Source organism: Chitinophaga niabensis (assembly GCF_039545795.1).
GTDB lineage: Bacteria > Bacteroidota > Bacteroidia > Chitinophagales > Chitinophagaceae > Chitinophaga > Chitinophaga niabensis_B.
The window spans coordinates 2,594,590-2,620,721 of record NZ_CP154260.1; the positions used below are offsets into that span (position 1 = coordinate 2,594,590).

Consider the following 26,132-nt stretch of genomic DNA (forward strand, 5'->3'; position numbering starts at 1 on the left):
GTGAAATAACACAAAACTAGTATTATGGAGCACGACATCCACCACCCACGCCCCGAATCGTTGTACGACAGTTCAACGGTGATCAATGTAAGTAAAACAGGAAGAATTATCTCCGCAGGAACAGGGGCAGCCTTATTATACCTGGCCTGTGCTGATTTTTCCAAATCGCCGATGAAAAGCATTTACAAAATGCTGGCAGGAGGCTACCTTCTTTACAGGGGTATTTCCGGCAATTGTCCCATTTCTGCGATGGTTGAAGATAACCTCAACCCGCAGCATGCACGTGCCGTTAACATCCGTACAAAATACATCGTTAACCGCTCGCGCAGTGAAGTATACGCTTACTGGCGCCAATTGGATCATCTGCCTGCTTTTATGGCCCACCTGCATGATGTAGAAGTGATAGACGAAAAACATTCCCACTGGACCGTGAGACTCACCGGTGGTCTTGAACTGGAATGGGATGCTGAAATTGTGGAAGAACAGGAAAATGAGATATTGGCCTGGCGTTCCACAGAAGGTGCTGCTGTTTCCAATGCCGGTAAGATCATGTTCCGTGATGCGCCAGATGGCGGAACGGAATTACATGTGACCATCAGTTACAGGCCACCGGCAGGTTACGCAGGAGCGGGGCTGGCCAGGTTGCTGAATCCTGCTTTTGCCGCTATGGTGAAGAATGATATAAGGAATTTCAAAAATTATGTAGAAGGTAAAAGAGTAGATAGCTAATTCTCAACCATACTCCTTGAAATTAAACAGTCCACCGATATATTAATTGGTGGACTGTTTATATTATCGGGATTTTTAATCACCTTTTTTTTGATTTTAAGGCTCTTTCTTTAATAAATTATTAAAGAGGGAGAGAAATAGCTATGGCAATAACCCGCATCCTCCCAAAGGCTGATTTCTACAAAAAATACCTCCAATAGAAAAAGGTTCCGCATCACACGGAACCTTTTTAATTTCATTCATTTTTACGGGCGGGGATCTACTTCATCGTCCTCTTCTTCTTCCTCCTCATCCTCCAATTCATCTTCCAGTTCTTCTTCATCCTCCTCAATGTCATCTTCATCTTCGTCTTCGTCCTCCTCCTCATCCGGGCCGGGAACATCCTCTATACTATCCCGCACTGCACCGGCAAAGTCGTTTTCCTCGAGGTCTTCATCCTCCGCCTCCTGTACTTCCTGTTCCTGTTTCTCTTCGGACAGATCCTCATAATCAACAAATTCCTCCTGTGGAAGCTGTGGTGTTATTTTTTTAGGCGATTGCATAAATAGAAATTTTAGGATGAACAGATTTGTTTCTACTGATTATGCAGCAAAATCTGCACCACCGGAAAAACGGGTAATTCTTTACTCACCCTGCGCACATACCTTGCGTACGAAATACTATATTTGCGATTATGTACGCCATCGTAGACATCGAAACCACGGGAGGCCATGCCAGCGCCGGAAGCATCACGGAAATAGCCATTTTTATTCATGACGGGATGCAGATCGTACAGCAGTACGAAACACTGGTGAACCCCGGCATGCCTATTCCCCGCTATATCCAGGCCCTGACCGGTATCACAAACGAAATGGTAGCTGATGCACCTCCTTTTGAAGAGGTGGCACAGCAGGTTTTTACCTTACTCCAGGGCCAGATCTTCATCGCCCACAACGTTAATTTCGATTATTCTTTCCTCAAACACCAGCTGGATGCAGCCGGATATAAACTGCAAAGCCGCAAACTCTGCACTGTACGCCTGAGCCGTAAGGTTTTCCCCGGATTTCCCTCCTACAGCCTCGGGAATTTATGCCGGTCGCTGAATATCAATATCCAGCAGCGCCACCGTGCCACAGGAGACGCCCTGGCCACCGTACAGCTATTTGAAAGGATCCTGGCGTCAGATAAAGAAGGTGCTATCGCAGCGGCTTTAAATGTCCGTTCCAAAGAGCAATGGCTGCCCCTGCATTTACCCCTGGAACAGGTGGCTAACCTACCCATGTCTCCCGGGGTGTACTACTTCCATAACGAAAAGGGGAAAGTGGTATATGTGGGAAAGGCGAGGAATATAAAGAAACGGGTAACCAGTCATTTTACAGGCAATAGCTCCGGCCGGAGAAAGCAGGAATTCATCCGGAATATACACGGTATCTCCTTTGAAAAAACGGGTACCGAGCTGATGGCTTTCATCCTGGAATCTGTTGAGATCCGCCGTTTATGGCCGGCTTATAACAATGCGCAAAAAAGAATTGAATCCAAATTCGGTTTTTATGTTTTTGAAGACCAGGGTGGTTACCTGCGGCTGGCTATTGAAAAACGAAGGAAATATTCCACGCCGGTATATACTTTTAACCTGCTTACAGACGGGCATCAGCGCATGCGGGAACTGGTACGTGAATTCAAGCTCTGCCCGAAACTCTGTTTCCTGCAAACAGATAACGATACCTGTGTAGGGGTAACGGAAAAATCCTGCAAAGGAGCCTGTGATAAGAAAGAAAAACCTGCTAAATATAATCAGCGTGTAGCAGCAGCGATTGAACACCTGAGATCAGAACAACCTTCTTTTGTGATTGTGGACAGTGGAAGGGAAGCAACGGAACGCAGTTGCATCCTCATGGAGAAAGGAAAGTTCTATGGTATGGGATATGTTCCGCGGGATGTAGCCGTTACAGACAATAATATGTTGAAGGACTGGCTGACACAGTATCCTGAAAATGAGTTCATCCTCAATCTGCTGCGCCAGCACTCCAATGCGCGTAAAGCCGTGTAGCATGATATCCACAAAGCCACTTATGCAAACCAGGCACGCCCGTTAAAACAACTCATTCGTATTACTCACACCATCTTTCCAACCTGCAGTTATTTTCTCCTGCACCATTAACGCTTTTTCTTTCTCTGCATCTGCAGCATCCGCACAGGTCTTCACCTGTATTTGTCCCTTTGTACCAACACGTCCCTGCCGGATGAATAACTTTCCGCCACTCACCGCAACTTCCCAGAACTTCGCTGTTTTTCCTTCACCGGAAATTAACCGTGTAGTACCTGCCGGTGTTGCTTCCTGGGGTATCAGAGAGGAGAGGGGTGCCTCTTCGGGCAAACGGTCCAGCCGTTTAAGTATTTCCTCCATCACCTTCTGCGGTTGCAGCAGCCAGTCTTTTGCGTACACGGTGATCGTACGCCAGCCAAAGCTTTCCAGTATAGCAGGCCGCTGATAATATTGCTCCAGTACATCGGAATGCTGGTAATAATTATCATCATCCACCATAATACTCAATGCATACGCTTTATCACTTTCCTGCGCTTTCACGGCTAGCGAACATTTAAAACCGGATTGGCCTACCTGTTCAGACACAATGAATCCCTGCTGCTCCAGTTGTTCCCTGATCTCCTGCAGGATCACGGTATCCCCGGAACGCTGACGCCGCGTTTGTTTATCAGAAGACAGCCCATCCAGTATGCTGCGCGCCATATTCATATTGCCGGTGCTCACCGTCTCTGCATATTGCAGGAAACGCCGTAAGTAATTAGCACCTGCATTGTATACATTCGTGATCTGGTGATGCCGTATACTGCTCACAATGGCCATATGCTGTTTAGCGCGACTGAAAATAACATTCAGTCTCTTTTCCCCGCCACGTTTATTGATCGGCCCGAAGTGCATGGACATTTTGCCTTTTGCATCCGGTGCATAACAAACACTCATGATAATGATATCCCTTTCATCTCCCTGTACATTCTCCAGGTTCTTCACGAACAAGCCGGTGAACTGTCCTTCATCCATCCGCTCTGTTGCATCGTCCAGCAGTTCATCAAACTTTTTATCATTGGCAGCCAATGTTTCCAGCGCTGCTTCAATGGCATGCTGCTGCTCCTGGCTAAAAGCCACAATACCAATGCTTTCCGGCGTCCGCTTCATTAATAGCTCCCGCACGAGGTGCGCAATATAAGTAGCCTCAGCAGTATTTCCCCTTTTCGCATACGTACCGTTGGGCAGATGATGGAAACTGATACTGCGGTCAAATAATGCAGATACAGAAAACAGCGCATCGGAAGGTTGTTGTATGCTGATAGGAGGTTTCTCGCCGTTGTGGATACTGCGGTCAGGAATAGTGAGCAGGCTCGCACCGTAGAACGCATGATTACTGTAGCTGATCAGGGTTTCAAAATGACTGCGGTAATGCCATCCCAGCATCACGCTGTTCATTTTGCGGGCACCCTGTGTCAGCAGGCTGTCTGCATCCGCACTCAGTATTTCATCTTCATCATCATTCCTTTCCAGATCATCCGGATCACCGGCTTTGGCTGTAAAGAAATCTGTGGGCGGCATCTGCCTGTCGTCTCCCACAATGATTGTTTGCGGGGCACGGTAGAGAGAGGGCACACCTTCTTCCAAAGTGATCTGGCTGGCCTCATCAAAGATCACGGCATCAAAGAATGGCTGGTCGAGTGCAAGGGAATCACTCACACTGAGCGGGCTCATTAACCACACGGGTTTCAGGTCTTTCAGTACCAGGCCGCTGTTGCGGGAAGTGAGTTCGCGGATGCTTTTATACCGCATGCTTTTAGCGAATTCATTCTCCAGTATCTTCCTGCCTTCTCCGTAATTCTTTGCAAAGGGCTGTTCTTCTTCCGGTACCTGCGAAAGCGCTTTATTACTCAACTGTACATGCTGCCCGAAACGCTGCTGAATATTGGCTCTGATGAAAGCCGCATTCACCTTCAACAACTCCCCGTAGCAATGTTTCACCTGTTCTACTGCTTTTTCTATCACCTGGCTGCCGGTATTGGCAAAGGGTTTATTCTGCTGATAGATCTGTTTCAATGTTTTATGTGCCATGCCGGCTTCCATCTCAACCGGCGTCCAGGGCAATGTGCGTAGCGCGAGCTTCAGGCCGCCGGGCATTTCCAGGTAATTGCCTAGTACCGGCAACAGTTCTTCCAGGGCAGGTGCGTTCAGGTTGATGGAATCCAGGAGGTCCGTCAATTCAATAAAATCCTGCACAGGAGGATCCTGCAATGTTTTGGATAAACTGATATCTAACTTGTGAATGGTATCATGTAAACGGGCCAGTTGTTCTACCACCTGCTGTGCCTGCGGATGCTGAAGAAGATACTGCATGGGGGCCTCATTCAGGCGCACACGTAATCTTTCTATGGTCAGCCAGGTAAGATCGATGTTCTCGATGCGGTATTGCTGCCGGATAGCCTGGCGTGTTTGCTCTGCTATATTGATGGCATCATATTCTGCTTTCAGTAATAACAGGATGTTGCTGAAAGCAGGTACTACAGCATGTTGGGAAAGATCATAACTTTCCCGCATTTGCCGCTTCAGCCTGCGCCAGCTGCCGGACAGGAAACGCCAGAAAGAGTCCTGGTGTTTTTCTGCAATGGCGATGGCCTGTAATGTATCCTGTTCACTGAACTTCCGTTGCCAGTGTATATTCTGCTGGGCTGCCTGTTCTGCAGCCTGTTGTAAAACTTTGCTTTCTTTTACAGCCTGCTCAAATGCCTGTGCTTCAGGGTTCTTTGCATCTATCAGTAATAAATTACCGCTTTCCGCCAGTGGCAATAATAAGGTGGCATTCAGTACCAGCTGGCGCAACTCTTCAATGGTCTTTGCCGTTACGTTGTTGGAGGAGATCACGCGGGTCACCAGGTCCAGCAAGGCCCTGCTATTGGCGATCAGGCTGTTGAGCAACTGATGGGGCTGCTCGGCGGCAAACACCTGTTCATTCACTTTACTGAGCGGATGCGTGGCAAATACAGGATCTGAGCCGCTTTCCTCCAATGCTTCTCCTAAAAGTTCTACGATGTTTCCAAATTGCAGCCATTGTTTATAATGAGGTACATTCTCTTCTACAGCAGGTTCTACCGTTTGCAGCAATGGCTTCAATACCAATACCCGTTCTATCAGGGTACGTACGGCTATCCCTGCATTTTCTGTTTCATGCGCATGTGTATCATGGAACTGCTGCAGCAGTTGTAACTGTTGCGACAGGTTATGCATTAAAGCATTCCGCCGGACAGTGATACTGTGCAGGTTTTCAGACGGACGGAGGAAAGCTTCGTAGGTAAGTTTAAGGTCTTTGATGAAAGCACGTTTATCTGCCTGGCTGTCGTGAATATAACAGCAGAGTTCATCCAATCCTTGTTGTTTTAAACGATGGAACACCACATCCAGCGCCGCTCTCTTTTCACATACAAACAATACCTGTTTGCCACGGGCCACAAAGTCTGCAATGAGATTGGTGATCGTCTGGCTTTTGCCGGTACCCGGAGGTCCCTGGATGATATAACTCTCACCTTTGCGCGCCTGCAGAATGGCTTTGGTTTGTGTTGGGTCTGCCTGTATCACATGGAACCATTCCGCTTCGGGAAAGGCGGCTAAGTCTTCTTCTTCCTGAACGGGTTTGGGATGTGCACTGAACAGCTGCTCAAATACCTCATGCTGCTGTGGCTGATCTATCACAGAATTATAATCCTGCACCAGGCTCATTTTCTTGTAATTGAAATTGCCCAGTACAACGTGGCAGGTTTCAAAATCCCAGCGGTAAGGATTGTCGGTGCCTTCGATCACTTCATAGGATTCATGATCAGGCAGCGGTTCTTTCTGTAATTTCTTCTGATATTGATTAACGGTATCCCTTGCTTCTTTGTAGATCAGTTTGATCCTGGGTTTCTGCATGTATTGCAATACAATGCCCCTGTTAGCGCCTTCTATCTGTTTCTGCAGCGTTTGATAGAATTGATCCATGCTCATTTCCTCCAGGTCTATCATATCCGGCAGTTCAATGCCATAGAGATCGCGCAGTTGATTGGCGAGAACGGGATTTACTTCCGCATGATTGTCTGTAATGCTGAGGGAATACTGATCTTCACCTACTTGTTTCTTCTTTTTCAGTTCAACGGGGATCAGCAGCAGGGGACTCATCATACTTTCTTCCGGATCTTCGCGCAGGTTATGCCATTTCAGGAAGGCCACCACCAGTTTTAACTGGCTGAAACCATATTCCTGTATATCTTTCTGTGCTTCCAGCCGTACTTTATTCAATACACCCGGCAGATACGGATGATCTTCAAAACGCAGGTACTTATTGAGGGACAGGTCTTTCATACCTATCACTTTTTCTGCTATCTCTTCATTCCAGGTAAATAACAGTTCCGGGCGGATGCTTTGATGATGCAATACCATGGGCACGCTGCTCAGGGTAAGATTGGCAAAGCGGGAGTTGGGTTTATAATACAGCAGGCGGTTACGTCTGCTCACATCAAATAAACGGTTCCGTAATTTATTGAGAATGAAACCCTGTCTTTCTTTTCGTTCCTGGTATTTCCATCCTGCCATCTGGCCCAGGTCCAGTTGTTTCTCACTGTCAAAATCACGGTAGTGCTCCAGGCGGTGGATCAGTTCATGCAGGTCCTGTGCCCTTTGTGTGCGGTTCAGTTCCGTCATTTCTGTGATGATGGTACCGAGGGCCGGATGAATAGGGCGGTAGGCTAATGGATGTGTGCGCTGTACCACCAGTTTATCTAAGCCATCAGGGGAATGCAGATCAATCCCTAAGGCAATACTCGCCAGTATCAGTCCCAGGCAAAAGATATCGGTTTGTGCATCGTGATGCCCCAGCAACATTTCATAGCTGCGGTATCCGGGAATATATGCACCATGTTGCAGTGGTTGCGATACATCTTTATGTACCTGCAGGTTGATGGCTTCCGCCTGGTCTGCCAGCAGTTTTACTTTATCAACGATCTGAAAATGAGGGTTATGACTGTTGTAGAGCGCAGCTACTTTTTCATAGGCATCCAGTGGCGGATGCGCCAATGCCGTGTCCAGCATCACGGCACGGTTTTGCACCTGCAATACATCCTCCTGGCCGAAGGGTGCAACGAGGCCGCTGTCGTGCAGGGCTAAAACAGTTTTGAAAAGCGGTAATACCGCTGCAATCACGTCATCTGTTGTGTAGGCTCCGTTCTGAAAGGCAGTTTCAAGGAACTGCGGAAAAGATATAGTCGTCAATGTATACGTTTATGCTGAAAATGGTGCTCTAAAATAATCATTTAATGCGGGTGTTTCCGTTTCGTTGTTGTTTTCTTCCGCCTCCTTGTATTCCAGTTGCTCAGGGCGGGCCGGCAAATTTACTTTGCTGTAAAACAACACCTTATGAAAACTTCCCTGATGCTTTGCCTCCTGGCGGTTTTAGCCCTTAATAACGCCGCTGCACAACGAATTATTGGCAGCGTGAAAGATAAAAATAATCAGCCCCTGGAAGGCGCCAGTATTTCCATAAAAGGCACAGCTGTTGGCACCAGCACTGATTCTGCCGGGAACTTCAGCTTTGAAGCCAATATTAACGGAGAAATAATGCTCGTGGCTACTTATATGGGCTACAAAGCGAAAATATTGCCGGTCACCAAAGGTAATCCTGTACACTTTATACTGGCAAAAGACCCTGCCACATTGGATCCTGTGGTGATCTCCGCGGGCAGTTTCGAGGCCAGTGATAAAAGTAAAGGTGCTGTGATGACGGCCATGGATGTAGTATCCGTTCCCGGTAACGGAGGAGATGTAGCCAATGCCATCCGTACACTTCCGGGTGCACAGCAGATCGGCGAAAGGGAAGGGCTTTTTGTAAGAGGCGGCTCCGGTGAAGAAACCCGGCAGTTTGTGGATGGCGTACTGGTGAACAGGCCCTATTATGTAACATTACCCGGCCTGCCGCAGTTCAACCGCATTTCTTCTCCCTTTCTTTTTAATGGGATTGTATTCAGTAGCGGTGGGTATTCTGCTCTATATGGCCAGGGCCTGAGTGGTGCACTGGTCATGGAGTCTACAGATCTGCATGATAAATCATCCGCGGTGATCGGTCTTTCTCCCACGCTCGCAGTGACAGGTATGCAAAAGTTGGCAAAGGATAAACGCAGCAGCTGGGGTTTCTATTCCAGGTACATGAATAACAATGCCTACACAAAGCTGATCCCGCAGCAGCAGGACTTTGCAGCAGGCCCGGCCTACTTCATGAATGATCTCAACGTGCGCCTCAAAACCGGCAAAACAGGATTGCTGAAAGTCTATGCGAATTTCGGTTATAACAAAACAGATTTTACAAAAGATGACATCGACAGCAGCAGCCTGCGCAAACGTTTTGCGGCGGAAGACAGGAACCTCTATGTGAACATCAGCCACCGCAGCCAGCTGGCAAAGAACTGGCAGCTGGACCTTGCCGCCGCATACAATCATAACACCACGGACATACGAAATAACCTATTGGATGCCTCCAAAGCGGTAGTGATCATTCCGGACACACCGTATGTGAGCAAGAACCAGCATCTGAAATCCGGCGAAGATTACTTCACCGGCCGTTTTGTACTGAGCCATTTCTTTGCAGGGCATCATGTATTAAAAGCAGGGGCGGAGTACCAGTTCACGCACGACCGGTTCATGGATGATCAGTACTATACCTCCTTCGCAGAATTTGAATGGCGGCTGGCACATAACCTGGCCCTGCGTACCGGCCTGCGTTTTGAATATGATCAGTTGTTGAAAGCTGCAGAACTGGCGCCACGCGTAAGTATGGCTTACCGTTTACCAAATGGCGCATCGCTCAACGCTGCCTATGGCATCTTTTACCAAAAACCGGAGAACAGGTTCTTATTGGATAACCACAACCTGCCCCAGGCAAAAGCTGCCCATTACATCCTGAACTACCTGCAACGCGCCAATGGCCGCTTGTTCCGGGCTGAGATCTTTTACAAACATTACGACCGGCTGCTGAAAACATTCCCCACACTCAGCATGAACGGCAGTGGTGATGCAAAAGGATTTGAACTGTTCTGGCGGGATAAATCATCCATCAAAAACCTGGATTACTGGGTAAGTTATTCCTACCTCGCCACCAAACGCGATCACCTGGAATTCCCTTACCAGATGGAACCTTCTTTTGCTGCACCGCATACTGCATCACTGGTGGCCCGGCGGTTTATTGAACCCATCCGTACCAGTATAGGGATCTCTTATTCCTATGCTGCCGGCAGGCCTTATTACGATCTCACAGCGTACGGAAAGATCCGTGATCAGGGTACTACGAAGTCTTATAATGTACTGAACCTGGGGCTCTATCACATGTTCACCATGTTTCCGAAATGGAAGGAGAAAGACTTTACGGTGATTGCCGTTGGCGTAAATAACCTGCTGGGAACTAACCAGGTATTCGGATATGAATACAGTTATAATGGAAGCCGGAAAGTGCCCGTTACGTTACCGGCTGCACGAAGTTTTTTCCTGGGCATATTCATGAGCCTGGGGATAGACAGAACAGAAGACTTTATGAATGATAACCTTTAAAACAATAAACCATGAAACAAATGATCTCCCTGATCGCCGTGTTTTTTATGCTGAACACCGTAAAGGCACAGGATCAGCAACTGGCGGCCGCTGTAACCAAACTGAACACGGCTGCTTCCATCGCAGATTTCCAGCAACTGGCGAATGAATTTGGCAGGATGGCTGCTGCGGAACCTACACAATGGCTGCCGGCATATTATGCAGCATACAGCAATACTAAACTTGCTTTCCTGCAGAAAGATGCTGAACGGGCCATGCAGTTCAGCAACCTTGCTGAAGAGCAAATTAAAAAAGCAGAAGCCATTGTGAAACCCGGTGGTAATCAGAAAGAACTCGCGGAAGTATATACGGTATACAGCTTCATGAACAGAAGCAGGGTAGAAGCGGATCCAATGGTGAATGGCCGTAAATATGGCCCCACAGCCGGTGCACACCTGAGCAAAGCCCGGCAACTTGATCCCGCCAATCCGCGCGCTTTATATCTCGATGGCCTGGTCAAATTCAAAACACCCGCCATGTGGGGCGGCGATAAAAAGAAAGCGAAGGAATTATTTGAACAGGCCCTCAAACAATTCGAAGTAAAACCTGCATCTGCCGTTGCACCGCAATGGGGGAGAGCAGATTGTGAAAAAATGATCCAATAACCTTACAGCGGTTCCGTATAAAAACGGAACCGCTAAATCTTAAAAACATGAAAGCATCAACAGAAAGAAAGATCATGCGCTGGTTCCACATCGTTATCAGCATTCCCGTGATAGGATATATTTACGGCCCTGTGGCAGAAATTCCCCGTGCAGCCTTTGCCGTGAAATTCATCATTTTCCCCCTGATCGTTTTAAGCGGTTTATGGATGTGGAAAGGCCATCTTATTAAAAAACAACTACGTAACTTAGGATAATACTATGGAGTCATTTCTCAGAAAACATGCTATCCGCATCGCCATTACCATCGCTTTTGTAATAGTGGCATGGAGCATAAGGGCTGTACTATTCGCCCCTATGTCCCTGGGGCGGCACCTCTTATTTTCCATCCCGGTGATCATTATTACTCAGGTCATCTGGACGATCCTCTCTGCTGTTCACCGCCTGTTAAACAGGGTGCTTCCATTTTCCAAAAGCCTCTATGCCCGCGTGATCCTGCAGGTTGTAATAGGGATTGTACTGGTATATATTTTGAGGACTATTGTGCTCAGCTGCCTGGAACAGCTTCCGCAGTTTGAACTCTCCAACCTGGGCAGGGCTATGATCGCCACGATCAATAACCTGGTATCACTGGCGGTGAACATGGCCCTGATCAGCCAGCACTTTACCGCTGTATGGAAAGAAGGAGTGGTCAAGGCAGAAAGACTGGAAAGGGAAAAAGTACAATTACAATACCACCAGCTCAGGAACCAGGTAGACCCGCATTTCCTTTTCAATGCATTTACTTCGCTTGACAGTCTTGTGAAAGTGGACCCTGACCTTGCTTCCCGCTTCATTGGCCACCTGGCTAAAGTATACCGTTATGTGTTACAGCACCGGGATAAAGAAGTAGTAAGCCTGCAAACGGAACTGGATTTCCTGGCGCATTATATCGCTTTACTGGAAATCAGATTTGATAAAGCGCTGGTGATTGAGATCCAGGTACCTGAAGCAGCGCGAGAGAAAGGTATTGCCATGGTAACACTTCAAATGCTGATAGACAATGCGGTGAAGCACAATGAAGTACATCCCGGAAACCCTTTACGCATCCATATTTCGGAGAATGATGGTTACCTGGAAGTAAGGAATAATAAACAGATCCGCAGGCAGTTGGCGCATTCTGATAAACAAGGACTGGAGCAGTTAAAAAGCCTGTATACTTTCCTGAGCGAACGGCCTGTGATAGTGAAAGATGAAACAGATACGTTTACCGTAGCATTGCCCTTATTGTAAACCAACCCATATGCAAGTATTGATCCTTGAAGATGAACCACTGGTGGCTGCACATTTAGTGAGACTGGTACACCAGCTGCAACCAGACTGGCAATTACTGGGCCCCCTGGCAAGTTTGCGGGAAGCAAATGCCTGGCTGCAACAGCACCCACACCCTGATCTGATCCTGGCGGACATCCAGTTATCAGATGGTATCAGTCTCGATCTTTTCAATCATCTGCAGCCCGCCTGCCCGGTGATCTTCACCACCGCATATGATCATTATGCCATCAGGGCATTCAAGATCAATAGCATCGATTATTTATTGAAACCGGTGGATGTGGAAGAACTGGAAAATGCCTTTAAGAAATTTGCGCTGTTAAGGGAGAAATACAGCAACCCGGTATATCTGCAGGAACTCATGCAGTTTGTGCAACATCAGCAGCGCAAGCAGGCATTTAAAGAAAGTTTCACAGTTCATTATGGCCGTAGCGTGTATGTGGTACCGGTAGGAGAGATCGTGTGTTTTACGAAACAGGAGTTGATCTATCTGCACCAGGCAGATGGCAGGCAATGGATCACGGATTTCCGTTCACTGGATGAGGTGAAAGACCTGCTGGATCCTCAGAAATTCTATCGTGCTAACCGGCAGTGTATTGTGCAGAAAGCGTTTCTAAGTGGTTACCGCTCAGATGATACAGGAAAATTAAACCTGCAGCTGAAAATGGCAAAACCGCTTCCGGTGATGGTGAGTAAAGATAAAGCAGCGGCTTTTAAGGAATGGATCACGCCATAAGCGAAAGCGCTTACAGCGGCCTACACCGTAAACTGCAATTCACTCAGCCCTTTGTATAATCCTTCTTCTTTCTCCATCAACTCCACATGCGTACCTTCTTCCACAATTATCCCTTTATCCATCACCAAGATCATATCTGCTCTGCGCACGGTGGACAAACGGTGTGCGATCACAATGGAAGTACGCCCCTGCATCAGTTTATCCAATGCATCCTGCACTAAACGTTCTGATTCTGAATCCAGCGCGGAAGTTGCTTCGTCTAATATCAATATCCGCGGATCTTTCAAAACAGCACGCGCGATAGCGATCCGCTGACGTTGCCCGCCGGATAACTGCACACCACGTTCCCCTACAATAGTTTGCAAGCCTTCAGGGAATTTCTGAATGAACTCCCAGGCATTGGCTTTCTTGGCCGCTTCCATGATCTTTTCTTCTGTAGCATGGGGATCACCGTAAGCAATATTTTCAAGAATGGTACCGCCAAAGAGGAACACATCCTGCGGTACAACCGCCATCTGGTTGCGCAGCACAGAGAGGTCGTAACTGGAAGCCAGTTTACCATCAAAAAGGATGGCGCCATTGGCGGGATCATAAAAACGCAGCAGCAGGGAAACAACGGTGGATTTACCAGCCCCGCTGGGTCCTACAAGTGCTACCTGCCACCCGGGTTGCGCATGGAAGCTAACATCCTGCAACACAGGAATATCTTTCCGGGAAGGATAGGAGAAACTCACACTTTCAAAACGGATGTCTCCGGAAATGCCGGGGAACTTTTGTTCTGCAGTGAGCAGGTGAATATCTTCCGTTGGTTCATCATGGATCTCCAGGAGATTTTCAGATGCGCCGATCGCTTTTTGAATACGGGTATAGATCTCCGCCAGCCCGCTGATAGAACCACCAATGAAACCGGAATAAAGGATGAAGGAAAACAATTCCCCCACTTCCAGTTCGCCTGCAGACATCATTACAGCACCTTTCCAGATAACAGCTACCATGGCGCCAAACAGCCCCAGGATGATAAAGGATACAAAAGCGCCCTGGTAGACCCCGGCTTTAATGCCTGTACGTGCAGCTTCGTTGGTTTTAGTTCTGTACCTGCCTATTTCAAAATACTCATTGGCGAAAGCCTTTACATTGAAGATACCCTGAAGGGTTTCTTCCACAATGGTATTGGATTCAGCTACCTGTGCCTGCACCTGTTTTGAAAAACGCCGGATGAATTTGCCAAAGAACACCGCCAGCACACAGATTACCGGCAGAATGGCCAGCATGAAAAGAGTGAGTTTGCCGGAAGTAAGCGCCAGCAGAATAATACCGCCGATGATCATGAGCACCTGCCGCAGGAATTCTGCCAGTGTGGTGGTGAACATATCCTGCAATTGCGAAATATCTGAGGAAATACGGCTGTTCAGTTCTCCCACCCTGCGTTCCGCAAAGAATTTCATGGGGAGTTTGATCAGGTGGCTATAAGTGGCCTGCCGTAATGCGGCAAGTGTTTTTTCTGTAACAGATACAAAGATCCGGATGCGGAAATAAGAAAAGGTGGATTGAAGGATCAATACCGCTATGAGGATCAGACCAATCTGCTCAATATGTTGCATCAGCGGCCCTTTATGACTGGTATCTATCAGATCGCCCAGGAGTTTGGGGAAAGCAAGACTGGCACCGGTGGACAATAACAACATCATCAACCCCAATCCGAATTGCCAGCGGTAGGGTTTGGCATATTGATAAAGCCTTAATGCATTGCGAATACCTGAAAATGTGATCTTTGCACGTTTTGTCTGTTGCTCCATACGGCTGCGAAGTTAAGCGTTCCTTAGGGAGAAGACGATCCAATCTGGTAAATATTGTTTCAGCTCTTTGCTTTGATCCATAAAGCAATGAGGATTTCTGCCACTATAATACCACCATATAACAGGGAGTTTACCTCAAAATCTCCTGTTATCCAGCAATAAAAGAGCGCCGGAATAGCACTCGCCACACCTGCCAGGCAAAGGATGAATTTAGCGTATACGAAAAAAGAATAACTCTGAAAAGTAGTGCCTGGCACCGGTTTACGCAGTTTGCGGAGGCAATAACCGTTCTCCAGCATATCAAACAGCCAGGCAGCAAGTTGCAAAGCTGCCATCAGCCAGAAGAAATACTGGCCCACATCGGTTTTGTAACCCACAATGATGCAGAGGATGGCTATGGAAGGGTAAAAGCCGGCCATGAAAAGGTAGTCTACCCACAAATGCGCACGCAGTGCTTTTCCGGCAGCAGGAGAGAGCCCTTTCATAATAGTACAAAGTTCCTGTTCCGATGAAGGGAATTGCAGGTCCAGGATACTGAATGGGATTTCCACGCCGCCCGCATCCCGGTAGCTGAACTTTTTGCCAAGCAGCAACATCCACAAAGCAGTGAACAGCATCAAGGTGAAGGAGAGCATAAAATATAACATCATCTTATTTCCTGCTTTGTGTTAAGAGATCAGATACCCCACGCATATCTTTCCTGGAAGTGTTCACCTGCTGGTGTACAATGATCCGCGCGGTTTTATATTCCTGCCAGTTAAAATCTTCCAGCAGGAATTTAGCTGCGGCCTGCGCACCGAGGATGAATAATTCCCTTTGCTTTTCATCAGAGATATTAAAATCCAGCCAGTTGTATTCACTTACTTTGATCACGCCGATCCCTTTCCTGAAAAGACTGTTCTTCAACAGGAAGTCCTTATCATAATAATACCGCACCGTATTGAAAAGTTTGCCCATATAGGCGCCCAGGCCAAGGTTATCTGCCTGGTTCAAAGTATTGTCCGCTGGTTCTGCATCATCCAGTTCAATACCCAGTGTGGGTAAGCGGGGGATGGTCACTTCCGGATTATACAATACATTGATGGGGAAATTGGATAATACCCCGCCGTCCACAAAACGAACCGCGGCAGGAATATCCTGCGGTTCCAGCAGCAGGTGATTGCGCCAGTTGGTTTGAATAATGGGCAGATCTCTTGGAATGTTGCGGATAATGTGTGATTCAAAAAAGAGCGGGATACTCATGGAGGCCCGCACAAATTCTGCCGGATGTATTTCATGTTTGTTTTCCCGGAACAGGTTCCACATGCGCGGGAATTCAATTTTATTCTGGGTGATGATATCTGAAGTGATCAGGGTGATATCCGGCTTTAAACCTTTGAGCGGGTTGTCGCCCAGGTTTTTGTCTGTTTGAATATCAGGCCGCAGGTGTAAACCCTCCGGGATCTTTTCAGACACCGCTTCCAGGTCGTCAATATTATTCACCCCGTTCTCTTCCATGATCATTTTGATCCATTCCGTAAAGTTCCTGCCGGGGTTGATGCCAAAGCCGCGGTTCTTGAGGCGCTGGATCAGGTAACCGAAATATCCTCCCGCCAGTCCCAGGCCCATCAGCACAATACCGGTTAAGATAAAACTAACCAGGGCCACGCCGCTGAACACAGGATAATGAAAACGCAAACCCACACTAAGGATGTCCAATATAATCAGCAGGGCAAGGATAATACCCAGCCAAAGCCCGCAACGTCTGATACGTTTGGCGAAGTTTTCTGTTTTTACCACCCATTTAATCAGCTTTTGGGCGAAGGGGTGACCATCTACAAAATCAAAGAAGGGTTTCTCGCAGAGGTATTCCAGGATCCTTTCAGAGCTGGTCCGTTTGTCTGCTTTCACAACAGCCATCAGGGTTGTATTGATGGCTCCCGCGCTGGTACCCGCCAATCGCATAAAGCGGATGCCTGCTTTTTCCAGCACGTAAGTATAACCTACCAGCGCAATACCCAGAACGCCACCACCTTCCTGGACCAGGTTTACATATTGGTATCCTTCTCCATCCAGGGTATCTGAGATCACCAGTTTTTTGTAATTGTGGGAAGAGCCGGGTTCATCAAACCTTTCGGCTAATTGCTGAAGTACCTGTAACACGGCAGGTGCTTCCGTGAAGTATTCAATAGGAATTTTCTTTTTTGCGGGCATGCTTAAATTTAAGCAATATTCTTACTCAAATGTGCGGAAACCGGGATGCTGTGCGAGTGCCAGCATTTCCTTGTCGCCACTGCTGTCACCATAAGCATAAATGGTAGCGTAGGTAGTAAGGTGTACTGCTTCCCTGATCCGGCATACCTTTTCGTTGCCGTTACAGTTCTTGCCCACCAGCCTGCCTGTTACCAGGCCGTCCTTAAGCTCAAGGATGGAACCCAGGCAGGGGATTTTCATGGTTTCGCTCCAGGGAGCCACCCAGTTTTCAGCAGAGGCAGTAACAATGTATACCTGGTGGCCTTCCGACTGATGCCAGGCAATAGCATTCAAGGCTTTGGGACGTAAAAGGGAAGGTAAACGAAGCCGGCAGAAATCATTGCATACCTGCTGGAATACTTCTATGGGGGTATTCCTGAAATAGAGCCGGAGTACGATCTCTTTCATCTGCTGGTTGGAGATGGCTTTCATTTTGAACAGCACCAGCAAAGGTGATAAGAGGGCCATGCCCAGGTAAAGTGCAGCGCCGCCCTTTTGAAACCGGATGATCTCAAAAAGTGTGTCTTTTGCAGTTATGGTACCATCAAAATCAAAGAAAGCGATCACGTTCTTCATAATTTGAGCTTTTTGAATATGAACTCAGGGATGCTCGTGATGATCAGCATAATATAACGCCAGAACCATTTGGAATAAACAACGTTTTTCTTTTTTGATGCTGCTTTGAAAATGTCATTCGCTACTTCTTCCGGTTGCGCCGTTAACAGGGGAGGTAATGTTAAACCTTCTGTCATGCGGGTATTCACAAATCCGGGTTGCACACTCATCACATGTACACCTGCATGAAAAAGCCTGTTCCGCAATCCGGAAAGATAGGCAGTAAAACCAGCCTTGGCACTGCCATAAAGGTAGTTGCTCATTCTTCCACGGTCTCCGGCAACAGAGCTGATCCCGATGATTGTGCCTGTTTTACGGGCAGCCATATCTTCTGCCACCACATTCAGGATAGACACTGCACCGGTATAATTTGTGTGCAGAATGCGGGAAGCTTCCTGCCAGTCGTTTTGTCCTTTTTCCTGGTCACCAAGGTAACCGAACACACAGATTACAACATCCGGCTTCACGGGGAGTGACTGGAAAAAGGAAACATGACTTTCAAAATCCAGTGCATCAAACCCATGACTTGTAACCGCAACATTATGGCGGATCCTCAGGTCCTGCTCTTGGGCATGTAACAGCTCCGGTTTTCGCGCTGCCAGCTGAATAGCATAATTATTAGCGGCAAACTTCCTGGCAATGGCCACAGCCATATCTGAGCCAGCCCCCAGTATCAATACAGTAGGTATCATCATTTTAATATTAGGTATAGATGCTTAAGGTTTAGTTATTAAAAGCCGGTCAGACTGCACGGAACGGAATTTACCAACGGGGTTATAGGTATTGATGATGTTGGCAAAACGTTCCGCGTTAGGATAGCTTTTCCAGAACACTTCCTGTTGCATACGGGCATCTTTACTCAGGTAAAGTTTTCCTCCATATTCCAACACCAATGCATCCAGTTCGTCCAGGAAAGGAAACAGGCCCTTTCGCACGGGGAAGTCCAGTGCCAGGGTATAACCTTCCATCGGGAAAGAGATGAGATCATCCTGTTTGCCAAACACTTTCAGCACAGCAAGGAAAGAACCCCAGCCTTTATCACTGATACGGTGCATGATGGCAGCCAGTCCTTCCTTACGGTCAATTGGCAATACAAACTGGTATTGTACAAAACCCTGTTTGCCATAACCCCGATTCCAGTGATGAATAGCATCAAGCGGATAAAAGAAAGGTTCATAAGGCACCACACCGTTCATTTCCTTCTTATAGTTCTTGGCATAGTACAACATATTAAAGGCCTTCACCGTGAAATTGTTCAATACAAAAGAAGGAAGGTTAAAAGGAATGGTCAGTTTTAACTTGTCCGGTAACAACAATGGCGCAGCTTTCTGTTTATCAGAGAGTTCTTCTTTAGTGGCATGTTCTCCCACAATAAGGATGCTCCGGCCAAAGTTCTTACCCTTTTTGAGGCAATCGATCCAGGCCATGGAATAAGTATAGTCCTTATATTCATCAAAAAGCCGAATGATCTCATCCAGGTTCTCTGCTTTGATCTGCTTTTGACGGATATACGCTGTTTCTATTTTCTTTAAACGGAACTGCACTTTGGTGATAATTCCGGTAAGCCCCATACCTCCGCAGGTGGCCCAGAAAAGATCCGGATTGTTTTCCGGAGAGCAACTCATAAAACCAACACCTGTGAGTACGTCCATTGTGATCACATGATTGGAAAAACTACCTTCCGCATGATGATTTTTGCCATGTACATCAGATGCTACAGCACCACCTATGGTAATGAATTTAGTCCCGGGTGTAACAGGGAGGAACCATCCCCTGGGTACAGTAATAGCCAGTACCTGGTCTAACGTAATACCTGCCTGGCATTCGAAAATGCCATTTTCGGTGTCAAATTGTAAAACCTTGTCGTACCGGAGGGTGGAAATACTATGTTCGCCAAGAGAGGCATCACCATAACAGCGGCCATTTCCCCGGGCTATAATGTGGTCGTGGGTGTTAACATATTGGGTAAGTTGTTCTTCCTGGGTGAATGAACTTTCATCACAATCCAATATAGGGTAATTACCCCAGTTCGATAATTGTTTTACCATTACTCAAAAAAACTTTTATTCGTTGGTAAATATATAATTACATAAAAGCTCAGTATCCAGAGGAGTATGGTTATTTGGATGAACCGGTCTTTATACAGAATAGAAGTTGGCGAACCGGTATTGTTGTCTACGTATGCGATCTGCAAATATCGCATTAATCCCGCAATAACAAAAATGCTGGTATAGTAAAGACGGTAGGTTTTAAAGCGGGCCATAGTCACCTGGTCCATTGTATACATCAGGTAAGCCACAATAATTACAGCGGAAACCAATGCAAGGGAAGTGTTCAGGAAGTCCATATTGTACCCTTTGGAAGCAATCCGCAGATCCTTTCCGGAGGCTATCTTCAGCACAACATCATCCCTTCTTTTAGCAATAGCCATAAATAGGGCTAGCAGGAACACCATGAGCATCAGCCATTCAGAAACCGGGATGTTGGCAACAGCACCACCTGCTTTGATCCGCAATACAAATCCTATGGCTACAATAAAGATGTCCAGGATCGAAATATTCTTTAATCCAAAAGAGTAAGCGAGGTTGAGAACGAAATACAAGCCCAGAATGAAGGTAAATTTCTGGTCGATAGAATAAGCAATTCCAAAACCAATAAGCACCAGCAAAGCAAAGATGATCAGTGCTGCGCTTTTTGAAACAGTGCCGGCCGCCAATGGGCGTTTGCTTTTGACGGGATGGGACCTGTCCGCCTCAATATCCCTGTAGTCGTTTATAATATAGATACTACTGGCCAGCAGGCTGAAACAAATAAAGCCATACAGCACCACCAGGAGTTTCTGCCCATTGAAGATCTCTCCAAAAAAAAAGAGCGGAATAAACAGGAATAAATTCTTCGCCCAGTGTTTTGGCCTTAATAATTTTAAGTATTGCACGGGATTAAACATTAATGCGAGGCAAGATACAATGAATCTGAGGAATAGTCACTATTTTTGGCCGCTATATATCACAATAACTTTATTTATAAAATGCTCCCCAACATGAAAGAACCGTTTCTTACCGGTCGCCGTGCAACTGTCATTGAATGTTTAATTATCATAGCGCTGGCCCTTGTACCTTTGTTTGTAACATTCCCTTACCGTGTAAACATCTTCCTTTCCTGGGAAGGCGCCTGGCGTATTTCTCAGGGGGAATTACCTTTCCGGGATTTTGGGTCGCCATTGGGTTTTGCCTACTGGCTGGTGCCTGCGTTCTTCTTTAAACTTTTCGGCCCTTCCATGATCTCGCTGGTAAAGGCGCAGGTATTCCTGAATATTATTGGCGGCCTGGCCTTCCGTTCTATATTAAGGAGTGTAGGCGCCCCGGTTGGGGTGAGGGTATTATCTGTATTGCTGTATGTACTCTCTTATTCCTTTTCCAATTTCTGGCCCTGGTACAATAACTCGGTGATCATCTTCCAGTTAGTAGGCCTGGCCTTTTTACTTTGTTCTCTTAAAGGCGGTAAATTCCGCTGGCTTACATTGTTTGCTGCTGCTTTTTTCACTTTCCTGAGCCTCTTTACCAAACAGGATGGCGGTGGCCTGGCACTCTTGGTTGCACTTGGGATACTTGGATATCATAGCCTTGTGGAGAAACGCTGGCAGGAACTGGCTGGCTTTATTGCGTTTTACATCGCAGTGGCCTGTGCTTTCATTTTACCATTTATCCCTTATGGTTTCGGTTACTGGTTCAACCACGGTCAGGCACCACATAGTTCCAGGCTGGCTGTAAAGGATTTTGCAGATGAAATCCTGATGGGGTCCCAGTGGCTCAAATTTTACTTCCTCCTGATCATACTTTTACTGGTACCGGCCTTGAGAAACTGGAAGGGGTTATGGAAGAATAAGCAACAAATGTTGTTCATTCTTGTAACCCTGGGCATGCTCATAGAGGCAGCGCTTTTCCAGGTAACCAGTTATACGCCACCAGACAACAATATCTTCTTTCACAGCTTCGCATTTGCTTTTATCCTCACTTATTTAGGAAGTTTACTTCAATTTAAAATGGAGGATTTTAAGCCCTTTGTATTGGCTGGACTGCTAATTTTGCTCTGGTGGTCAGGTACTTTCTATAAATACCTGGACAGAATAGTGGCACGCATCTTCCCTCCGGCAGAAATAACAAGCACTGGCGGAGAAAACATAATTACACGTAACACATTCATGATCAACCTGGATACAACGGATGTTTCAACTTCTGAATGGATCTTTTCACCCATTCCGGTATTTAAAAACATCTATATGCCACCTTCTACGGTATATGGTATGGACAGATTATTACTCTTACCTGAAGTTAAAACCAAAGGAAAAGAGTTAAAGTTATTGAACCTCACTGAGTTAACGCCGCTGGCAGCAGCTATGGGTTATAAGGAAGAAAAAGGCATGGATATTCCCTTATGGCATCATTTAGGTGTTGGGATGTTTAACAAGCAGTTGATGGAATATACGGAGAAGATCAGAACACAAAAGTATGATGTAGTATTGTTTGAATACGCACCTACATTGAATAACTTCTTCCCGTTTGCCCTGAGGGATGAGTTGAAAAAAAGCTATCGGCAGGTGGATTCTTTCTTAGCGCCCAGGAGACCAACAAATGCAACAATTGAAGTGTACGTAAGATAGGGGATCCCAATTCCCGGGATAAAAGGCAGTCCACATTATGGGCTGCCTTTTTCATGCACTCTTCTTTTATATCCCGATTAAAATACTATCAGGCACCCCTATTAATGCGTGCTTTAAGCTGCTATTTAACGTACTCATTATCAATTAAATAACCCCTTTTCTTTAAAGCCAGACATTGGGTTTGGAAAACAGTACATTATGCCTACCTTTGTATAACCAGCAAAACCAGTTTAGCCGGTTAGTATTTACAGATGTCCGAAGCTAAAACCATACAAACCATGCGCCTGGACGGCGGAATCGCCTGTCTCAACTTCGTCAATACAAAAGACAACCGAAGTAAGGAAACAGGTATTGACTACCTCAGCCAATACCGCGATCTGCTGGATCTCTGTGAACGCCTCGGACTCATGCCGGCGAAAACCCGCCAGGTTTTAGAACGCCTGGCCAAAGCATACCCCGATCAGGCCCGCCAGGAATTCGATAAAGCCATCGCCCTCCGGGAATTGCTTTACAGGGTATTCAGCCAGTTGATAGAAAAAGGCAAACCGCCGGAGCTGGAATTGCAGCAATTGAGTACACAGGTTGCCAATGCTTTGAGTTACCTTGAGCTGTTTTTTGATAAAACCACCAGGGAAATGAAGCTGATCTATACCCGTCCGGCACTGGAGCAGCCTTCATGGTTAATGTTGCAAAGTGTAGCTGAATTATTGACTGGCAAGGAGTTAGCACTTCTTAAAAAATGCCCGTCCTGTTACTGGCTGTTCCTGGACAGGAGTAAGAACAAGTCGCGGAAATGGTGCAGCATGGCTACCTGTGGAGATGTCTCAAAAGTTAAACAAGCTTATCATCGCAAGAAAAAAGAACGAAAGAAACCATCATGACCACCAGCTCCAAAAAAACGAAGCTCATCATAGCCTTAGGGCTTGTATATATCATTTGGGGATCCACCTATTTAGGGATGAAAATAGGAACTGAAACAGTTCCGCCATTCCTGCTGTCCGCTATGCGGTTCATTTTATCAGGTACCATCATGCTGGGTTTTGGCTTCTGGCAGGAGAAGGAAATGCCTACCCGTAAACAATGGCTGAATGCAGTGCTGATTGGTATATTGCTTATTGGTATTGGAAACTCAAGTGTTGCGCTGGCCGTAAAATATATGCCCTCAGGCCTGGTAGCCCTTTTTATTGCTGCATTGCCGGCATGGTTCATTGCGCTGGACTGGGCTTTTTTCAGTAAGGAACGCCCTAAGCCTATGACGCTCTGGGGACTGGTATTAGGTTTTGTGGGCCTCTTTTATATTTTCGATCCTTTCCACCTGTTCTCTGCTGCCAGTAGCACAACAAGGTCTTATCCTTTATGGCCCATCCCGGTTTTAACGGTTGGTTCCATTGCATGGGCATTGGGTTCTTTGCTTTCTCCAAGACTGGATACGCCCAAACAATTTACCTCATCCGGCATCCAGATGCTGGCGGGTATGGTTTCATGTATAATTTTAAGTTATTTACTGGAACGTAATGATTGGCATACAGTTGAAACAATGACAGTAAGGGCATGGTCTGCCATTGCTTACCTTGTGATCTTCGGGTCCCTGATCGGATATACTGCTTACAGCTGGCTGGTAAATAATGCTCCTGCGCATTTAACAGCTACCTATGCATACGTGAATCCGGTGGTGGCCATCTTCCTGGGCTGGCTGATTGTAGATGAAGTACTCACCTGGCAATCCGTTATCGGTTCCGTGATCGTAATTGGCGGGGTGGTATTAATGACGGTGGGTAAAAGTAAAAAGAAACACTGATCACTTCGTTAGTTCCACTTCGAACTGGAGGATGTGTTCGTTTTTAAGCAGCAGTTCGTTTAATGCTGCTAATCTGGCTATTGGGCCAGTTAGTTCATATTTTCCTTCCAGTACAACCATTTCGTTTTCCCGGGTTTTAGTAGTAGCAAGTGGCTTTACGATAAGACGATTACTGTTAAACATCGCCTCCAGTTCAGCGGTTGTAAGGGAATCCTTCCGGTATTTAATGGCATAGTATTTCCGTTCCCTTTCTTTCATGATGAACTTTTCCACGAAAGTGAGGCCCCACAATACCAGGATCGAAATCCCCACTGCCGCCCAGGCCAGGTTATATTCTCCCACACCTATAGCCATACCGATGGCTGCAGAGATCCAGATCACCGTGGCCGTAGTGATACCGTCTATTGTAAATCCTCCCCGGAATATCACACCGGCTCCAATGAAGCCAACACCCGTGAGGATATTGGAAGCAATGCGGTCTCCCGTGGTAGCTCCGCCAATTTCCACACTGAGGATGGTGAATAGTGCAGAACTTACACAAATAAGCGCAATCGTACGGATACCAGCGGCTTTACGCTGAAATTCCCTTTCCAGCCCAAGGATGGCGCCAGCCAACAGGGCAATAAACAAACGGGTAATGGTTATTTCCTGGAAAGACGGGTCCAGCAACAGCTCATGGATTTTTTGCATACTCGGTAATTTAATCAGCAGGCGCCTGGCAGAGGCGTGCCATTCACAGACAAAAGTTGGTCCAAACGGATCAGCAGCCCGTTGTCCATCCTTAAATATTCCACTTTATTCAAAGCGTAAAGATCTTCTATCCGGCCGGAAACGGTTTGTTCCTTACCGGTTTCATCCCGGAAAACCAGCAGGCAGATGGTATGCATGGTGGCCCAGGCTTCCAGGCGATCATAATAATCGCAATCTATAGGCTGATATATTTTTTCTGACCCTTCCATAAAAAAATGCTTTGTAAAGTTAACGTTGGTCAGCGTATTTTTGCAGCACCAAAAAAATACGTAATCTATTAAAATAATCCGGCATGTTAGAGTCTACATTTAATTTCCCGAATCAAACCGCTTTTTACAAAGGTAAAGTTCGGGACGTGTACACCATTGAAGATAAGTGGATGGTGATGTTTGTTAGTGACCGCATTTCTGCATTTGATGTGGTATTACCCCGTCCCATTCCTTACAAGGGCCAGGTACTGAACCAGATAGCGGCTATTATGCTTGATGCTACAAAGGATATCGTACCTAACTGGGTAAAATCCGTACCCCTGCCAAGTGCTACCGTAGGTCTGAAATGTGAAACCTTCCCTGTGGAAATGGTAGTGCGCGGTAACCTCACCGGCCATGCATGGCGTACTTACAAAAGTGGCCAGCGTGTACTTTGCGGCGTAACCATGCCGGAAGGCCTGAAGGAAAACGATTATTTCCCCACGCCGATCATTACGCCCACCACCAAAGCACATGAAGGGCATGATGAAGATATCTCCCGCGATGAGATCATAGCCAGCGGTTTAGTAAGCCAGGCAGATTATGAGCAACTGGAGAAATACACCCTGGCGCTGTTCCAGCGTGGCCGTGAATTAGCTGCTAAACGTGGCCTCATCCTCGTAGATACCAAATATGAATTCGGTAAGATCGGCGACACCATCTACCTGATCGATGAGATCCACACGCCTGACTCTTCCCGTTACTTCTATGCAGAAGGATACGAAGCCAAACAAAAAGCCGGCGAAGCACAAAAGCAGCTGAGCAAGGAATTTGTAAGGGAATGGCTGATGGAGAACGGTTTCCAGGGTAAAGAAGGCCAGCAGGTGCCGGAAATGACGGATGCTTTCATCGAAAGCGTAAGCAATCGTTACATTGAGCTGTTCGAAAATATCACCGGGCAAACATTCAAAAAAGAAGATGTAGCGCCGGCTGATGCAGAGAAAAAGATCATCGAAACACTGAAAAGTTTATAAAAAAGAAAAGGGGAGCAGCAATGTTCCCCTTTTCTTTT

The 26,132-nt window shown here is 46.7% G+C and carries 22 protein-coding genes; 11 read left to right on the top strand and 11 right to left on the bottom strand.

The window, feature by feature from the left end:
* The first annotated feature begins 24 nt into the window (after positions 1–24).
* Positions 25–729 (top strand): SRPBCC family protein, encoded by a 705-nt coding sequence (locus AAHN97_RS10170; RefSeq protein WP_343307490.1) that lies wholly within the window; start codon positions 25–27, stop codon positions 727–729.
* Between the two features lie 245 nt (positions 730–974).
* On the opposite strand, the gene AAHN97_RS10175 is transcribed toward AAHN97_RS10170, so the two are convergent.
* Positions 975–1,271 carry a hypothetical protein gene (locus AAHN97_RS10175; RefSeq protein WP_343307491.1) on the bottom strand — a complete coding sequence of 99 codons (297 nt, stop codon included), beginning with the start codon at positions 1,269–1,271 and terminating at the stop codon, positions 975–977.
* A 131-nt stretch (positions 1,272–1,402) separates the two neighbouring features.
* Between AAHN97_RS10175 and AAHN97_RS10180 the strand changes: the two genes are divergently transcribed.
* Positions 1,403–2,758 carry an exonuclease domain-containing protein gene (locus AAHN97_RS10180; protein ID WP_343307492.1) on the top strand — a complete coding sequence of 452 codons (1,356 nt, stop codon included), beginning with the start codon at positions 1,403–1,405 and terminating at the stop codon, positions 2,756–2,758.
* Positions 2,759–2,800: 42 nt separating this feature from the next.
* On the opposite strand, the gene AAHN97_RS10185 is transcribed toward AAHN97_RS10180, so the two are convergent.
* Complete coding sequence (locus tag AAHN97_RS10185) at positions 2,801–8,008, bottom strand: AAA domain-containing protein (protein ID WP_343307493.1); 5,208 nt, start codon at positions 8,006–8,008, stop codon at positions 2,801–2,803.
* 144 nt (positions 8,009–8,152) lie between these two features.
* Here AAHN97_RS10185 and AAHN97_RS10190 point away from each other — a divergent pair, with 144 nt between their 5' ends.
* From AAHN97_RS10190 to AAHN97_RS10210, 5 genes are read left to right on the top strand one after another with little or no spacing between them, the layout of a single operon-like run.
* Positions 8,153–10,333, top strand: a complete 2,181-nt coding sequence (locus AAHN97_RS10190; protein WP_343307494.1) for a TonB-dependent receptor — start codon at positions 8,153–8,155, stop codon at positions 10,331–10,333.
* An 11-nt stretch (positions 10,334–10,344) separates the two neighbouring features.
* Positions 10,345–10,977: a hypothetical protein gene (locus AAHN97_RS10195; RefSeq protein WP_343307495.1), complete on the top strand. Its 633-nt coding sequence runs from the start codon at positions 10,345–10,347 to the stop codon at positions 10,975–10,977.
* A 47-nt stretch (positions 10,978–11,024) separates the two neighbouring features.
* Entirely contained in the window at positions 11,025–11,231 is a 207-nt protein-coding gene (locus AAHN97_RS10200) for a hypothetical protein (RefSeq protein ID WP_343307496.1), read from the top strand.
* Between the two features lie 4 nt (positions 11,232–11,235).
* On the top strand, positions 11,236–12,246 hold the full coding sequence (locus AAHN97_RS10205) for a sensor histidine kinase (protein ID WP_343307497.1): 1,011 nt from the start codon (positions 11,236–11,238) through the stop codon (positions 12,244–12,246).
* 10 nt (positions 12,247–12,256) lie between these two features.
* The gene (locus AAHN97_RS10210) at positions 12,257–13,021 is read left to right on the top strand and encodes a LytR/AlgR family response regulator transcription factor (RefSeq protein WP_343307498.1); all 765 of its coding nucleotides are present in this window, start codon (positions 12,257–12,259) and stop codon (positions 13,019–13,021) included.
* 20 nt (positions 13,022–13,041) lie between these two features.
* Here the strand turns inward: AAHN97_RS10210 and AAHN97_RS10215 are convergent, their stop codons facing one another.
* From AAHN97_RS10215 to AAHN97_RS10245, 7 genes are read right to left on the bottom strand one after another with little or no spacing between them, the layout of a single operon-like run.
* Complete coding sequence (locus tag AAHN97_RS10215) at positions 13,042–14,817, bottom strand: ABC transporter ATP-binding protein (protein WP_343307499.1); 1,776 nt, start codon at positions 14,815–14,817, stop codon at positions 13,042–13,044.
* 59 nt (positions 14,818–14,876) lie between these two features.
* Positions 14,877–15,467 (bottom strand): hypothetical protein, encoded by a 591-nt coding sequence (locus AAHN97_RS10220; RefSeq protein WP_343307500.1) that lies wholly within the window; start codon positions 15,465–15,467, stop codon positions 14,877–14,879.
* 1 nt (position 15,468) lies between these two features.
* Positions 15,469–17,010, bottom strand: a complete 1,542-nt coding sequence (locus tag AAHN97_RS10225; RefSeq protein ID WP_343307501.1) for a patatin-like phospholipase family protein — start codon at positions 17,008–17,010, stop codon at positions 15,469–15,471.
* A gap of 21 nt (positions 17,011–17,031) precedes the next feature.
* Positions 17,032–17,625, bottom strand: coding sequence for an HAD family hydrolase (locus AAHN97_RS10230; RefSeq protein WP_343307502.1), 594 nt, complete (start codon positions 17,623–17,625; stop codon positions 17,032–17,034).
* Positions 17,622–18,359, bottom strand: coding sequence for an SDR family oxidoreductase (locus AAHN97_RS10235; protein WP_343307503.1), 738 nt, complete (start codon positions 18,357–18,359; stop codon positions 17,622–17,624). Before AAHN97_RS10235 ends, AAHN97_RS10230 begins: the two co-directional genes overlap by 4 nt.
* A gap of 21 nt (positions 18,360–18,380) precedes the next feature.
* Positions 18,381–19,712 (bottom strand): FAD-binding oxidoreductase, encoded by a 1,332-nt coding sequence (locus AAHN97_RS10240; protein WP_343307505.1) that lies wholly within the window; start codon positions 19,710–19,712, stop codon positions 18,381–18,383.
* Complete coding sequence (locus AAHN97_RS10245; protein WP_343307506.1) at positions 19,712–20,599, bottom strand: decaprenyl-phosphate phosphoribosyltransferase; 888 nt, start codon at positions 20,597–20,599, stop codon at positions 19,712–19,714. The genes AAHN97_RS10240 and AAHN97_RS10245 overlap by 1 nt, the downstream gene beginning before the upstream one ends.
* A 105-nt stretch (positions 20,600–20,704) precedes the next feature.
* Here AAHN97_RS10245 and AAHN97_RS10250 point away from each other — a divergent pair, with 105 nt between their 5' ends.
* The 3 genes from AAHN97_RS10250 to AAHN97_RS10260 all read left to right on the top strand — a co-directional run bounded on the left by AAHN97_RS10250 (position 20,705) and on the right by AAHN97_RS10260 (position 24,122).
* Positions 20,705–22,324, top strand: a complete 1,620-nt coding sequence (locus tag AAHN97_RS10250; protein ID WP_343307507.1) for a hypothetical protein — start codon at positions 20,705–20,707, stop codon at positions 22,322–22,324.
* Positions 22,325–22,575: 251 nt separating this feature from the next.
* Entirely contained in the window at positions 22,576–23,205 is a 630-nt protein-coding gene (locus AAHN97_RS10255) for a CGNR zinc finger domain-containing protein (protein ID WP_343307508.1), read from the top strand.
* Complete coding sequence (locus AAHN97_RS10260) at positions 23,202–24,122, top strand: EamA family transporter (RefSeq protein WP_343307509.1); 921 nt, start codon at positions 23,202–23,204, stop codon at positions 24,120–24,122. Before AAHN97_RS10255 ends, AAHN97_RS10260 begins: the two co-directional genes overlap by 4 nt.
* Here AAHN97_RS10260 and AAHN97_RS10265 read toward each other — a convergent pair whose 3' ends face one another.
* Together AAHN97_RS10265 and AAHN97_RS10270 are read right to left on the bottom strand one after the other, a co-directional pair.
* Positions 24,123–24,812 carry an MgtC/SapB family protein gene (locus tag AAHN97_RS10265; RefSeq protein WP_343307510.1) on the bottom strand — a complete coding sequence of 230 codons (690 nt, stop codon included), beginning with the start codon at positions 24,810–24,812 and terminating at the stop codon, positions 24,123–24,125.
* Between the two features lie 14 nt (positions 24,813–24,826).
* Entirely contained in the window at positions 24,827–25,081 is a 255-nt protein-coding gene (locus AAHN97_RS10270) for a hypothetical protein (RefSeq protein WP_343307511.1), read from the bottom strand.
* 83 nt (positions 25,082–25,164) lie between these two features.
* Here AAHN97_RS10270 and AAHN97_RS10275 point away from each other — a divergent pair, with 83 nt between their 5' ends.
* Positions 25,165–26,094 (top strand): phosphoribosylaminoimidazolesuccinocarboxamide synthase, encoded by a 930-nt coding sequence (locus AAHN97_RS10275; protein ID WP_343307512.1) that lies wholly within the window; start codon positions 25,165–25,167, stop codon positions 26,092–26,094.
* Positions 26,095–26,132: the final 38 nt, after the last annotated feature.